This window comes from Tenacibaculum sp. 1_MG-2023, from assembly GCF_030547425.1.
In the GTDB taxonomy this organism is placed as follows: domain Bacteria; phylum Bacteroidota; class Bacteroidia; order Flavobacteriales; family Flavobacteriaceae; genus Polaribacter.
This window is the reverse complement of the sequence record NZ_JAUORH010000018.1, coordinates 1-14099: the sequence shown is the minus strand read 5'-3', so window position 1 is coordinate 14099 and position 14099 is coordinate 1. Positions and strand designations below refer to the sequence as shown.

16 protein-coding genes are annotated in these 14099 nt (G+C 31.7%); 8 read left to right on the top strand and 8 right to left on the bottom strand.

All coding sequences use genetic code 11. The features are described 5' to 3' along the window. The first annotated feature begins 56 nt into the window (after positions 1-56). A complete protein-coding gene (locus tag Q4517_RS12145) occupies positions 57-485 on the top strand; it encodes an acyl-CoA thioesterase (RefSeq protein WP_115900148.1) in 429 nt (142 codons plus the stop codon). Positions 486-524: 39 nt separating this feature from the next. On the opposite strand, the gene Q4517_RS12140 is transcribed toward Q4517_RS12145, so the two are convergent. The 4 genes from Q4517_RS12140 to Q4517_RS12125 form a co-directional block, all read right to left on the bottom strand. Further along, complete coding sequence (locus Q4517_RS12140) at positions 525-1244, bottom strand: tRNA1(Val) (adenine(37)-N6)-methyltransferase (RefSeq protein ID WP_303509755.1); 720 nt, start codon at positions 1242-1244, stop codon at positions 525-527. 187 nt (positions 1245-1431) lie between these two features. Beyond that, a complete protein-coding gene (mnmD, locus tag Q4517_RS12135) occupies positions 1432-2094 on the bottom strand; it encodes a tRNA (5-methylaminomethyl-2-thiouridine)(34)-methyltransferase MnmD (protein ID WP_303509882.1) in 663 nt (220 codons plus the stop codon). Positions 2095-2101: 7 nt separating this feature from the next. Beyond that, positions 2102-2521 carry a hypothetical protein gene (locus Q4517_RS12130; protein WP_303509752.1) on the bottom strand — a complete coding sequence of 140 codons (420 nt, stop codon included), beginning with the start codon at positions 2519-2521 and terminating at the stop codon, positions 2102-2104. Beyond that, positions 2521-3033 (bottom strand): DUF4920 domain-containing protein, encoded by a 513-nt coding sequence (locus Q4517_RS12125; protein ID WP_303509749.1) that lies wholly within the window; start codon positions 3031-3033, stop codon positions 2521-2523. The genes Q4517_RS12130 and Q4517_RS12125 overlap by 1 nt, the downstream gene beginning before the upstream one ends. 121 nt (positions 3034-3154) lie before the next feature. Between Q4517_RS12125 and Q4517_RS12120 the strand changes: the two genes are divergently transcribed. Continuing rightward, the gene (locus Q4517_RS12120; protein ID WP_303509746.1) at positions 3155-4204 is read left to right on the top strand and encodes a branched-chain amino acid aminotransferase; all 1050 of its coding nucleotides are present in this window, start codon (positions 3155-3157) and stop codon (positions 4202-4204) included. A 66-nt stretch (positions 4205-4270) separates the two neighbouring features. Then, positions 4271-5179 carry a TlpA disulfide reductase family protein gene (locus Q4517_RS12115; RefSeq protein WP_303509743.1) on the top strand — a complete coding sequence of 303 codons (909 nt, stop codon included), beginning with the start codon at positions 4271-4273 and terminating at the stop codon, positions 5177-5179. 40 nt (positions 5180-5219) lie between these two features. On the opposite strand, the gene Q4517_RS12110 is transcribed toward Q4517_RS12115, so the two are convergent. Then, positions 5220-5606 (bottom strand): nucleoside triphosphate pyrophosphohydrolase family protein, encoded by a 387-nt coding sequence (locus Q4517_RS12110; protein ID WP_303509740.1) that lies wholly within the window; start codon positions 5604-5606, stop codon positions 5220-5222. 128 nt (positions 5607-5734) lie between these two features. Between Q4517_RS12110 and Q4517_RS12105 the strand changes: the two genes are divergently transcribed. Continuing rightward, positions 5735-5947 (top strand): hypothetical protein, encoded by a 213-nt coding sequence (locus Q4517_RS12105; RefSeq protein ID WP_303509737.1) that lies wholly within the window; start codon positions 5735-5737, stop codon positions 5945-5947. Positions 5948-6039: 92 nt separating this feature from the next. Here the strand turns inward: Q4517_RS12105 and Q4517_RS12100 are convergent, their stop codons facing one another. Next, complete coding sequence (locus Q4517_RS12100) at positions 6040-8073, bottom strand: dipeptidyl-peptidase 3 family protein (RefSeq protein WP_303509734.1); 2034 nt, start codon at positions 8071-8073, stop codon at positions 6040-6042. A 47-nt stretch (positions 8074-8120) separates the two neighbouring features. Continuing rightward, positions 8121-8681: a DNA-3-methyladenine glycosylase I gene (locus tag Q4517_RS12095; protein WP_303509732.1), complete on the bottom strand. Its 561-nt coding sequence runs from the start codon at positions 8679-8681 to the stop codon at positions 8121-8123. A gap of 99 nt (positions 8682-8780) precedes the next feature. On the opposite strand from Q4517_RS12095, the gene Q4517_RS12090 reads away from it, so the two are divergent. Then, the gene (locus Q4517_RS12090) at positions 8781-9212 is read left to right on the top strand and encodes a DUF6146 family protein (RefSeq protein WP_303509729.1); all 432 of its coding nucleotides are present in this window, start codon (positions 8781-8783) and stop codon (positions 9210-9212) included. A gap of 66 nt (positions 9213-9278) precedes the next feature. Beyond that, positions 9279-11024, top strand: a complete 1746-nt coding sequence (sppA, locus tag Q4517_RS12085; protein ID WP_303509727.1) for a signal peptide peptidase SppA — start codon at positions 9279-9281, stop codon at positions 11022-11024. Positions 11025-11083: 59 nt separating this feature from the next. Here the strand turns inward: sppA and metK are convergent, their stop codons facing one another. Next, positions 11084-12337, bottom strand: a complete 1254-nt coding sequence (gene metK, locus Q4517_RS12080) for a methionine adenosyltransferase (protein WP_303509725.1) — start codon at positions 12335-12337, stop codon at positions 11084-11086. A 319-nt stretch (positions 12338-12656) separates the two neighbouring features. Here metK and trxA point away from each other — a divergent pair, with 319 nt between their 5' ends. Continuing rightward, complete coding sequence (gene trxA / locus Q4517_RS12075; RefSeq protein ID WP_028892415.1) at positions 12657-12974, top strand: thioredoxin; 318 nt, start codon at positions 12657-12659, stop codon at positions 12972-12974. Between the two features lie 78 nt (positions 12975-13052). Further along, a complete protein-coding gene (locus Q4517_RS12070) occupies positions 13053-13973 on the top strand; it encodes a DUF58 domain-containing protein (protein WP_303509719.1) in 921 nt (306 codons plus the stop codon). Positions 13974-14099 lie beyond the last annotated feature (126 nt).

Here is a 14099-nt window from a genome sequence, read left to right as displayed (position 1 = left end):
TGCCCAAAAACACAAAACTTTTTGGGCACTAATTATCATATAAACTCCCACTAAAAATGACCACAGAAGAAAAAATAATACAATCGGAAACACGTATTTTTAAAGCCGTATTTCCAAACACAACCAATCATTATGATACACTGTTCGGAGGAACTGCCATGCAATTAATGGATGAAGTTGCTTTTATTACTGCGACACGGTTTTGTAGACAAAAAGTTGTAACTGTAAGTAGTGATAAAATTGATTTTAAAAAACCAATTCCTGCTGGAACTATTATTGAGTTAATAGGAAAAGTTAGCTATATAGGTAACAAAAGTTTGAAAGTTACCGTTAAAATTTATACAGAGCATATGTACTCACATCATAGAGAAAAAGCCATTGAGGGTGAGTTTACCTTTGTTGCTATTGATGAGAATAAAAACCCAATCGAAGTTATAAAAACTGACACTCAAAAACTCCATTCTTCACAACAAGAACTGAGTTAACATTAAATGACGTTTTTGAAAAGGTATCCACATAAAAAATCACATCTTCAAATAAAAATCTTTTGTAAGATTTATATAGGCATCAGTATACTGGTGCCTTCTTGTTTCTATAATTAATTCTTCTTCTTGAACTGTAGCTTTAGTAAACGAAAACTCTAACAAACTACGTTTTATTTCTGATGTTGGATTTCCTCTTACTCTACAAACCCTGTTTAGGTATAAGTTATGTTTTTTAGCTAGCTTGATAAAATCCGCTTCTTCTTTAAACGGTATAATGGTTGAGAACCTTCCGTTTTCGGACAATATTTCACTTACTCCCTGTATTAACTCTTCAAAAGACAATGAGCTTGTAAATCGTGCTTTATTTCTTGCTATATCTTCCGTTTCATAGTCATCAGTATAAAATGGCGGGTTTGAAACAATTATATCGTATTCTTCTTCTTCCTCTGCCATTTCTTCTACAAACTCTACAAAAGAAGCATTGTAACAAAAAAGTCTATCTCCCCAAGCTGATTGCTCAAAATTTTCAACCGTTTGTTCATAAGCACCTTCATCAACTTCTACTGCATCAATAGTCATCGCATCACTTCGTTGTGCTAACATCAATGAAATAACCCCTGTGCCTGAACCAACATCTAACATTGTATCAGGGTATCCTCCTAAATCACACCACGCACCTAGCAATACCGCATCGGTACCTATTTTCATTGCAGTTTTATCTTGGTGTACTGTAAACTCTTTAAATTGAAATGGCTTCATTTATAAAAATCTTCCAATAATTTTTTCTACATTGAAAAACAAATACAATACAATGATTAATAAGATTACTAGAAATAACCCTTTTTTAGGATTTCCTTTTTTTCGATTACCAAAACGTCTTTTAAACTCCATTTATTTGTTTCTATTTACTAAACTAATTGCATTAGGCTTTTAATTATGTTAAATGTTACTCACTACTTACTTTTGTTGCTCGCAACATCTCTCTTTTCCCTGGAGGTCCAGGTAAGCGTTCTACATCAAAACCTACCGCCTGCATTGCTCGTCGTACACTTCCTTTTGCTGAGTAAGTTACTAAGACACCTTCTGGTTTTAGCGCAGCAAACATAATTTTAAAAATATCTTCTGTCCACAAATCGGGTTGTACTCTAGCTCCAAAAGCATCAAAATAAATCAAATCAAAGCTATTTTCATCAGTAATTTCAGTAAAAAACTGTTTACGCTTAGTCAATGAAAAATTGGAGGCTATTTTGTGTTTTTCTTCCCAAGAAACTTCGTGAATTTTCTCAAAAAATTCTCTTTTATCATCAGCATCCAATTCCTCAACATAATTTAATTTCACCACTTCTTCTTTAGCTACAGGATATGCTTCTACCCCAACATAATCAATCTGCTTTTTAGCTTCCAGTAATGTGATAAAACAATTGAGTCCTGTTCCGAAACCTATTTCTAAAATAGAAACATTTTTAACATCTACATACTTTAATCCGTTTCTAATAAATACATGATAGGCTTCTTGTATTGCTCCGTGTTTAGAGTGATATTGTTCATTCCACTCTGGCAAATGAATGGTAGTAGAACCATCGGACGTTATGATAATTTCTCGTTTTATAACTAAACTATTTAATCAGTAATTTTTTAATTCTTGGTATTGGTCCTGTACAAGTTGTTTTATGACAGGCAATACAACTATTTACAGCTTGATTAAAATTCTGTTTTAAAGAATCTTTTGAACCCGAATATACTTGCTGCATATCTTGAATATACAGTTTTGAAAAAGCTTCAAAACTTGTATTTCTATCTGCTGGATCGGTTAAAACCGCAGAATGAATATTCAGATAGGTTTCAGGAAAGTTACCTATTGATTCACCTGCTAAAATTTTATTCTTAATTGTCATGTTCCCTTCATACATAGCATTCATTAAGGCTGCCATTTCTGAAGATTGATACATTATAAGTTCCTCTTTTGGTTCTTTCTTTTCTTGTTTACAAGAAAAAAACACCAAGGACATCAATAAAACAATAATTAATTGTTTCATTATTTTTTCATTAACACTCCATCAGCTTCAAAAGCGTAGGTGTATTTTGGTTCTGTAATTTTTGCTATTTCTTCTTCTGATTTTCCTGCATCTTTAGCATAATGCTGTAATTCATCAATAGAAATCTCAGTAACAAAAGCTTTACCGTTTACTATCACTTCTTTATCATCTGCGTTTAAAGGCATGAAAAAACCATAATCTTTAAAACGTACCATTGATTCTTGTTCTTCACCTAAATCTAACTTCATCCAACACCCTTTTTTCTTACATACTTCATTTATTGTTGAAGTAAATTTTATATTTAAAGTATCTCCTTTTTTTAAATTTTTGAATTTTGTTCGCATTTCTTCAGCAGAAATAGCATTGCTATCTGTAATCTCATTTCCAAACGACGCATAGGCTATCTTTTGTTCTTTAATATCATTTACAGCAGAAGTTGCATCTTTCTTTTCAGTTTTACAAGCACTAAACATTACGCTTAAAAACGTAGCAAAAACTAGTAGTCTTTTCATTTTCAAAAAATTAAAATTAACATATCAACAAATATACTCATATTTCTTCAAGCTAGTAGCTAACCTCAAAATATACCACTAGATTTTGTATCTTCGTAGCACTTCTAAAATTAATCACATAATGAATATTGATATTGAGCTTATACAAGAGTCTAAAATAAATACGGTAGATTTTAACAACTTAGCGTTCGGTCGCACTTTTACTGACCATATGCTAGTTTGTGACTTTGCTAATGGAGAATGGAAAACGCCTAAAATTTTACCTTATGGACCTTTAACTTTTGAGCCTTCTGCTAGGGTTTTTCATTACGGACAAGCTGTTTTTGAAGGAATGAAGGCTTATAAAGATGAAAATGATGATGTGTTTTTATTTCGTCCTGATGAGAATTTTCATAGAATTAATAAATCCGGGGCTCGTTTAGCAATGCCACCAGTTCCAGAAAACGTATTTTTTGAAGGGTTAAAAAAACTTCTTAAATTGGATAATGCATGGATTAAAAAAGGAATAGGAAACTCGTTATATATTCGTCCGTTCATTATTGCTTCTGAAGGAGCTATTGCTGCTTCTCCTGCCGAAGAATATAAGTTTATAATTATTTGTTCTCCTGCACAATCATATTATGCTGGTGAAGTTAGAGTTCTTTTTGCTGAAAAATATAGTCGTTCTGCTGATGGTGGTGTTGGTTTTGCAAAAGCGGCTGGTAACTATGCAGCTCAATTTTACCCTACTAGTTTAGCGCATAAAGAAGGGTATCAACAAATTGTTTGGACTGATGCTAATACACACGAATACTTAGAAGAAGCAGGTACAATGAATATCTTTTTTAGAGTAGGAGATAAACTTATAACTGCACCAACAAGTGACCGTATTTTAGATGGTGTTACTCGTAAATCGATTATTCAACTTGCAAAAGACTACAACATAGATATTGAAATTAAAAGAGTATCGGTTGCTGAAATTAAAGAAGCTGCAAGGCAAGGTGAACTAAAAGAAATTTTTGGTTCTGGTACTGCTGCTGTAATAAATCCTATAAAAGGGTTTAAACACCAAAATAATACTTTTGAATTACCAGAAGTAAGTGATTCTTATGCTTCCTTCTTTAAAGAAAAACTACTTAACATTCAATACAACAAACTAGAAGATAAGCACAACTGGAGGGTTAAAGTTTAATAATTTCATTAAAAAAAGCTATATTAGTAAACAGAATTAAGTTTTTTAACAAAAAATTCTAAAGAAATGAGAAATATTGTACTAGCTTTATTATCAATAGGAGTAGGTTTTGCAATTTCATTTTTTGGATTAGATATTTATTCTAATTCAATTTCAAATGAAGATAAAACCATAGCTCAAAGTAATAAAGTAATTACTCCCAAAAAGGAAGGAGAACCTCCTATTAATGAAGATAATACTTCTGAAGAAACCTTAACTGTTAAAGGTTCTTCGACAGGTTCATTTTCTGTTGATACTGAAGATATTCAAAAAAACTTTGATAACTGGGAAGCTTATACAAAGGAAAATATTGATTTAATGTCAACTTTCATTCCTATGGATGATAAGGGTGCTATTATGGAAAAAGGTATCTTTTTAACCTTACTTCGTACTGGTGCATACATTCCTATTAAGTCTAAAAAAGATGGTAAAGTACAATATCAGCTTACAGGTATTGATGATTCTTCGAATGAAAAAATAAAAAAATCAATTGTTAGTAAAGCTTCAATAGCACATCAATACTTTAAAATGGAAGGTAAAAAACTTCCTAATTACAACTTTATTGATTTAAATGGTAACGCACACAATAAAGCTGATACAAAAGGGAAGTTGTTAGTACTAAAATGCTGGTTTATTACTTGTAAAGTATGTGTTGAAGAATTTCCTGAATTAAATGAGTTGGTAGATAAGTACAAGGATGAAAAAATTGAATTTGTTAGCTTGGCTTTTGATAAAAAAGATGAACTGGTTAAATTTTTAGAAACCAAAGAGTTTAAATATCCAACTATCCCTGAGCAAAAGGATTACATGACTAAGAAACTAAAAGTTAAACAATATCCTACACACTTAATTATAGATTCTAATGGTATCATTATTAAAATGGTTAATAATGTTAAAACATTAACATCGGAATTAGAAAGAATTATGGGTAAATAAAAGAACAAAATAAAAAAGACTCCTTAATAAGGAGTCTTTTTTATTTATCTAAGATTTCTTTAATGTTTGGTTTAAAGTAATTTGGTCCTTTCAATACTTTACCATCTTCACGGTAAATAGGCTTGCCATCTTCTCCTAACTTACTCATGTTGCTTCGTTGTATTTCATTGAATACTTCTTCTATTTTATGCTGCATACCATGTTCTATTATGGTTCCACATAAAATATATAACATATCACCTAAAGCATCTGCTACCTCAACCAAATCGTTATTTTGGGCAGCTTCTAAATATTCTTCATTTTCTTCTTTCATCAAATTAAAACGAAGTAAGTTTCGTTCTTCTCCTATATTTGCTGTAGGTTCATTTTTGACTCCTAATCCGAATGCTGAATGAAATTCGTGTACTGCTGCTATTCTTTTCTTCATTGTAATTAATCTGTTTTATATTGGTTTATGTTGCTTTCTCTGACACTTTAACTAGCATCAAAAATAATTGCTATTTTAGTTTTTTTCATTCTAAAATCATTCTTTAACTTTGCTAAAAATACAATTTTATGTTTATACTTATTGCTGCAAAAATGTTTACTACAGGCAGAATTGTTTTTGCGAGTTTATTTGTGATAGCTTTTATTCTTTTAATGTATTTTAGTTATAAGAAAGATGCTAAAAACAATAAAAAACATTATCAGAATGGAGCTTTATACGTTGCTATAGCAATAGCAGTAGTAATTGCTTTATTGTTTTTATCAAAATTATTAACAAAATAACACTTCCTTTTAATAGTTTCTTATAAAATCAAAAAACCGATTCTAAATAGAATCGGTTTTGATTTTTTCAACTATTTTTAAAACTGGACTTCTTAGTTTTTAACTGGCAAGAAGTTATAGTTTTTAGCGTAGAACTTCATTTGCTCTTCAAACGTTTCTGGTTGCTTAATCTTGATATCAGTAATATTTCCATCAGTATCAGTTACTGGCTCTAAGACTGGATTTACAAATCCGTTATAAGGAGCTGATGTAAACTGTGCATTACGATCTAAAACTTCTTTATGAATATCTTGATCTACTTTTACTCCGTAACCTTCTACTAATGCTTTTGCCGCTTCAAAATCTCCTTCTGATTTAATTCTTTGTGTTTCTTTTAATAAACGTCCAAAAATTTCACGAAGTTTTTCATAATCATTAATGTTATAAAAAGTTTTTCCATCTCTAGTAACTTTTTCAATTACATTATCTTTCACTCCTTGTTCAAAAGCCCACGCTGAAACCCATTGACGGTTTACCATGTGATCTTCTTCAATATCGTCTCCTAAGTTAATTCTGATTAACTGCGTCATTAACCCATTTCTGATATATCCGTCATAAGCAGCTTTTCCTACTTTTTGCCAATCATCAACTAACCTTAATTCTTGTAATTTAGGATCCATTAAATAATACAACCCAACTAAATCTGCTCTACCCTCTTCCATTGTAGAAGCATAGTTCTTTAATGTCTCTTTTGGTTGACCAACTCCGTCGTTAATTACACCTGAAGCATGCCCGATTACCTCGTGTAATGCCGTGTGTAATTTATCTGCTAACTTCCCATATTTAATCTCTAAATCAATTTCTTCTTGATCGTTAGCAAACTCTTTTAAACGTCCAGTTCCTCCAGCATTGTTATAAGAACCTATAATATTTCCTAACGATACCGATTTAGAACCGTGTTGTTGACGAATCCAGTTGTTGTTTGGTAAATTCACTCCAATTGGCGTACTTGGAGATGCATCTCCAGCTTCACCTGCTACATTTACTGTTTTATATGAAACTCCTACAACATCTTTCTTTTTGTGGGTTGGGTCTAACGGAGCGTTATCTTCAAACCACTGTGCGTTGTCTGATAATACTTTCATTTTTTTAGACATATCAAAGTCTTTGATTTGTACAACCGTTTCGTATGAACCTCTGTATCCTTTAGGGTCATTATACACTTCAATAAAACCGTTAATCCAATCAATGTTACCTTCAGTAGATTCTACCCAAGCAATTGCATATTCGTCCCAAGTATGTAAATCTCCTGTTTTATAGTACTCGATTAACAACTCTAACGTTTTTGCTTGTTTTTCGTTCTCGGCTACTTCCTTAGCTTTTTCTAACCAATAAATAATTTTATCGATTGCTTGCCCGTACATCCCGCCAGATTTCCAAACTTTTTCAACTAGTTTTCCATCTTCACGAACTAACTTAGAGTTTAAACCAGCCTCAATTGGTTGCCCTTTTGGTCCTTTATCTGCTTTCACATAAAAATCTTCTACCTCTTTGCTGGTAATATCTGCACCATAAAAGTTTACTGCTGATGCTAATACATTATCTACCCCAGCTTTTTTGTTTACTTTTTTAGCATCTTTATCATTAAAAATAACGTCTAATGCTTCCGTAGATAATTCAGTATTAGTTTCTTTTAACAACGTTTCTAAATATTCTTTAGAAAATGTAGGTTTTAACTTATCGTTAGAATAATGATGATGGATTCCATTAGAAAACCACACTCTTTTCAAATAGGTAGTGAATGCTTTAAAATCTTCACTTTCTTTGTCTCCTTTAAAATTATTATTAATGTTTTCTAAAGCAGCTCTAATTTCTAGATTATGACGGTAGTTTTGATCCCACATAATATCACGCCCAGATAAACCAGCTTGTGTTAAATAGTACACTAATTTTTTTTCTTTTAGTGTTAATTCATCAAATCCTGGAATTTGATAACGTAACACTTTTATATCGGCAAATTGCTCAACAACATACTCAAACTCTTTTGCCTTTTTTTCTACTACTTTAGGTTCTTTTTTGGCTTCTGTTCCGCATGAAGTTAATACTCCAGCTGCAACAACTGCACAAAGCATTTGTTTTAATTTCATTTATATAGTTTTAAATTTATTTTTTTTGAATGCTAAAATTACGAAATTTAAACTTCACGGTATCGAAAACAGTCGGTTGTATGGTCGTTTACCATTCCTGTAGCCTGCATGTGTGCATAAATTACTGTTGAACCAACAAACTTAAATCCTCGTTTTTTTAAATCTTTTGAAATCGCATCAGAAAGCTCTGTTGTTGCTGGTACTTCTTCTCTCTTTTCAAACTTATTCACTATCGGTTTTCCATTAGTAAAGCTCCAAATATATTTTGAGAACGAACCAAATTCGTCTTGTACTTTCATAAAAGCCTGCGCGTTGGTAATTGTGGCTCTTATCTTTAATTTATTTCTTATAATTCCAGCATCCAAAAGCAATTCTTCATATTTATCTTCAGAGTATTTTGCTATTTTTTTATAGTCGAAATTATCAAACGCCTTTCTAAAGTTTTCTCTTTTCTTCAAAACTGTAATCCAACTCAAACCTGCTTGGAAAGTTTCTAATATTAAAAACTCAAACAGCTTATCGTCATCATATACAGGCACTCCCCATTCATTATCGTGATACTCAACATATAGTGGATCATCACTAACCCAAAAACATCTTTTCTTCATTTTTTAGTATTTAATGCTGAAAATTACTATTAAACAAATTAAAAATCAATGAAAAATGGAATAATTTTTGCAACTTTATAATTACAAATCACACTGATTATGAAAACCTTACAACATATTCTTTTTCTTAGTGTTATTGGAACTATGATATGGGCTTGCAGTTCCTCGCCTATAAAAAATACTTCTAACACTCCTAAAGAGGAACCTGTTGTAATTGCTAATGATAGTTTAGAGTATGAAATTATAATTATTGATCCTGGTTTTACTACTTATTTAAACAGTATAGCCAAACCAGAGGACTTTTACTCACAACAATACCTAGAAAATAAAAATTGTTTGTATGTAAATACATGGAATTATCGAGCTAGAAATCCTCTTCAATTTAATTCAAACATTTATGAAAATGTAATTGATTATAGTCCACACGTTGATTATGGTTATGAAGTAAATTATAAACTTTTTAATTATTTTGAGTTCGCCCAACGAAAATACCGCATGAACTTGGGTGTAGGAATAAATCGTTGGAACTAACAAAACCTTAGTAAAAGGCGTCTCTCTAAAAACTGTATATTTGCTCAAAAAAATTAACCATACAACATGAAGTTTTTAAGAAATTTACTTGCCTCTATTCTAGGCTTTTTCATTGCTCTATTTTTGCTATTTGTATTCTTTTTTGCTATCGCTGCTATTGTAGGAGCTGAAGAAAAAATTGTTGTAAAATCAAACTCAGTTTTAGAGTTAGATTTATCAACACCCATTAAAGATTATGCTCCAAAAGAAGACAATCCTATTGCTGAAGCTTTGGAGCTAACAGATGAAAAATTGGCTTTAAACAAAATTATCAACGCTATTGAAAATGCAAAAACTGATGATAAAATAAAAGGAATAAGTATTAAAACACCTTTTATTAATGCTGGTATCGCACAAACACAAGCCATACGAAACAAAATTGAAGAGTTTAAAGAGAGTGGTAAGTTTGTATATGCTTATAATGACATTTATACTCAAAAAAATTACTACCTAAGCTCTGTTGCTGACAGTTTATTCTTAAACCCAGTAGGAGCTATTGACTTTAGAGGTTTATCTACCGAAATTTTATATTTCAAAGACTTTGAAGACAAATATGGTATTAAAATGGAGGTTATTCGTCACGGAAAATATAAAAGTGCTGTTGAACCTTTCTTGGAAAATGAAATGAGCGAAGCTAACCGCGAACAAACTACTTCATTTTTAAAGTCAATTTGGTCAGAAATTACAGATGATATTAGTAAAAGTAGAAACATTTCTATTGAAAAGCTAAACCTTATTGCAGATAATTCTAACGGAAGAAATGTTACTGTTGCAAAAGAAAACAATTTAATTGATGCTTCTATTTACGAAGATGAATACGAAGAAAAATTAGCTATGGGTTCTGACAAGAAACTAAATACTATTTCTATTGAAGACTACATAAACTCTGGAAAAGGAAGAATTTCTTCAACAGCAAAAGATAAAATTGCTGTAATATATGCACAAGGAGACATTATCTACGGAGAAGGAAATGAAGACTATATTGGACAAGGAATTATTAATAAAGCTATTAGAAAAGCTAGAAAAGATGATAATGTAAAAGCTGTCGTACTACGCGTAAACTCTCCTGGAGGTAACGCATTGGCTTCTGAACTAATATGGCGTGAGTTAGAATTAACTAAAAAAGAAAAACCTTTAGTAGTTTCTATGGGTAACTTCGCTGCTTCTGGTGGTTACTACATTGCTTGTAATGCCGATAAAATTATTGCAGAACCTACAACAATAACAGGTTCAATCGGTGTTTTTGGCGCTATTCCTAACTTTAGTCAATTTACCGACAATATTGGTATTAATGCAGAGCAAGTATCTACCAACAACAGTGCTTCTTACAGTGTTTTTGAACCAATGAATAAAAAGTTTTACGATGTTACTAAGGAAGGTGTTGAACAAATTTACACCACATTTGTTAACCGTGTTTCTGCAGGACGTAACATGACTTTTGAGCAAGTAAATGAAATTGCTCAAGGTAGAGTTTGGACAGGTAAAGAAGCTATTGAAAACGGCTTAGTAGATCAATTAGGAGGATTAAATGATGCTATTAAAGTTGCCGCTGAATTAGCAGAGCTTGAAAACTACAGAGTTCGTAATTACCCTAATTATAAAACAGATTTAAAAGAAGCCTTAAAATTCTCTCCTTTTGCAAAAGCTTCAAAAGAAGAAATTTTGAAAGAAACAATGGGTGATGAAAACTATCAGTTATACAACAACATTCATAAAATGAAAAACCTAAAAGGAATTCAAGCTAGAATACCCTTTGTATTTCAAGTAAAATAAACTATTAAAACTACAAAGCCTCGACAATGTCGAGGCTTTTTTACTACTAATTTTGTTTTTTACAAACCAAAATTCTCTTTTACTTTAGAAACATAATCTAATTTTTCCCAAGTAAATAGCTCAACTTCTACGGTTTTACTTTCTCCGTTAGGTTGCGTAAATGTTTTGGAAACCACTTCGTTTGTTCTTCCCATATGCCCATAAGCAGCAGTTTCACTATATATTGGGTTACGTAACTTTAAACGATCTTCAATAGCATGCGGGCGCATATCAAAAATTTCAGAAACTTTTTGAGCTATCTCCCCATCATTTAAATTAACTTTTGATGTTCCATAAGTGTCTACAAAAACCCCCATTGGCTCTACAACTCCAATCGCATACGATACTTGTACCAATACCTCATCAGCAACTCCCGCCGCTACTAAGTTTTTAGCAATATGACGCGTTGCATACGCTGCAGAACGATCTACTTTACTAGGATCTTTTCCTGAGAAAGCTCCACCACCATGTGCTCCTTTTCCTCCATAGGTATCTACAATGATTTTACGTCCTGTTAATCCAGTATCTCCGTGAGGTCCACCAATTACAAATTTCCCTGTTGGATTAATATGATATTTAATATCATCATTAAACAACGCTTGAATTTCTGGAGTTAATTGTGCTTTAACTCTTGGGATTAAAATTTCAACAATATCTTTTCTAATTTTTGCTAACATAGTTTCATCATCAGCAAAATCATCGTGCTGTGTAGAAACAACAATTGCTTCAATACGTTGTGGTACGTTATCATCAGAATACTCAATCGTTACCTGACTTTTAGCATCTGGACGTAAATAAGTAATTTCTTTATTCTCTCTACGTATCGCTGCTAATTCCTTTAAAATTATATGTGATAAATCTAACGCTAACGGCATATAATGCTCAGTTTCGTTTGTCGCATAACCAAACATCATTCCCTGATCTCCGGCACCTTGCTCTTCTCTAGATGCTCTATCTACTCCACGGCTAATATCATCTGATTGTTCATGAATTGCAGATAATACTCCACAAGAATTACCATCAAACATGTACTCACCTTTCGTATATCCAATTTTATTAATTACCTCACGAGCAATTTTTTGAACATCTAAGTAGGTAGAAGATTTTACTTCTCCTGCTAATACTACTTGACCAGTTGTTACCAATGTTTCACATGCTACTTTAGAATCTGAATCAAAAGCTAAAAAATTATCTATTAAAGCATCAGAAATTTGATCTGCTACTTTGTCTGGATGTCCTTCAGAAACACTTTCCGAAGTGAAAAAATATGACATAAATACTTCTTTTTTAAAATTTAACTATAAAGAAAAAACTTGGATTGCTGAGTCGCTAAAAGGAGTAGAAAATTACTGCTTTAGCATTTTTATTTTGAACTATTGTTCAATGAGGTTGCAATCAGTCAAATTTTTCCTCAAAATATATTTGGCAAAGTTATAGATTATTTTACACACTTAAAAACAAACTTGTAAGTAAATAGAAAGTATTGATATTATAATAATAAAAAGTAATTTTTGTAGAATTGTATTGGTAAAATATTTGTTTACATTTGTAGTGAATAAATAAGAAAATAACTTAGATAAAAACATAAATAAAATGGCATTAGAAATTACAGATGCTTCTTTTGAAGAAGTAGTATTAAAATCTGACAAACCAGTATTAGTAGATTTTTGGGCAGCTTGGTGTGGACCTTGTAGAATGGTATCTCCTATCGTTGATGAAATTAGTAATGAATACGATGGTAAGGCTGTAGTTGGTAAAGTAGATGTAGATGCAAATCAAGAATTTGCTGCTAAATATGGTGTAAGAAACATCCCTACCGTATTAATCTTTAAGAATGGTGAAGTTGTTGACAAACAAGTAGGTGCCGCTCCTAAAAAAGCATATACTGATAAAATTGATGCTGCTTTATAATATATAAATAGTATTTTAATTTGATATTATAGAAAAGGTTTGGCAATTGCCAAACCTTTTTTTTATCTTCGGAACTATATGATTGATCTTAAAAACACAACTTCTGAACTAAAAAACCTCGAACTACTCGCTAAACAGGTTGTTGAAGGTTTTATAACAGGCATGCATAAAAGTCCGTTTCATGGCTTTTCAGTGGAGTTTTCTGAACATAAGCTTTATAACAAAGGTGAAAGCACGCGTCATATTGATTGGAAGTTATTTGCTAAGACCGAAAAGTTGTACACAAAAAAATATGAAGAAGAAACCAATCTTCGATGTCATTTAATTATAGACAATTCTGCTTCCATGCACTATCCTGTTAGTAAAAACCAATCAATAGACAACTTAAATAAAATTGGTTTTTCGGCATTAGCAGCAGCTTCTCTAATGGATATCTTAAAACGACAAAGAGATGCTGTAGGATTAAGTATTTATTCAGATTCTTATGAATATTATGCTCCCGAAAAAGGAAGTGAACGTCACCGTAAAATGTTGTTGAATCAATTAGAGCTATTATTGTCTTCAAAATCAAACACCTCAACAGAAACTTATCAATACTTACATGAAATAGCAGAAAAAATTCATAGAAGGTCTTTGATTTTCTTATTTACTGATATGTTTCAAACCTCAAAAAATGAAGAGGAGCTTTTTGACGCCTTACGACACTTAAAATTTAACAAACACGAAGTTGTATTATTTCATACTCACGATAAAAAAACAGAGTTCTTATTCGATTTTGACAATAGCCCAAAAAAATTCACAGATGTTGAAACTGGTGAAGAAATAAATTTATACGCTGAAAACGTACAACAAAAATATCAAGAATTAAGCAACATCTTCTTCAATAAGCTAAAAAACAAATGCTTACAATACAAGATAGATTATGTTCCTGTAGATATAAATGAAGGGTATGACAAAATACTTACCTCCTACCTTATCAGTAGGCAGAATTTTTTATGAAATAACTCTTTTTTATTTAAAAAAAGGTTATATATTTGCATCCGCTTAGAGCAACGGTCTGGTAGTTCAGCTGGTTAGAATACATGCCTGTCACGCATGGGGTCGCGGGTTCGAGTCCCGTCCAGA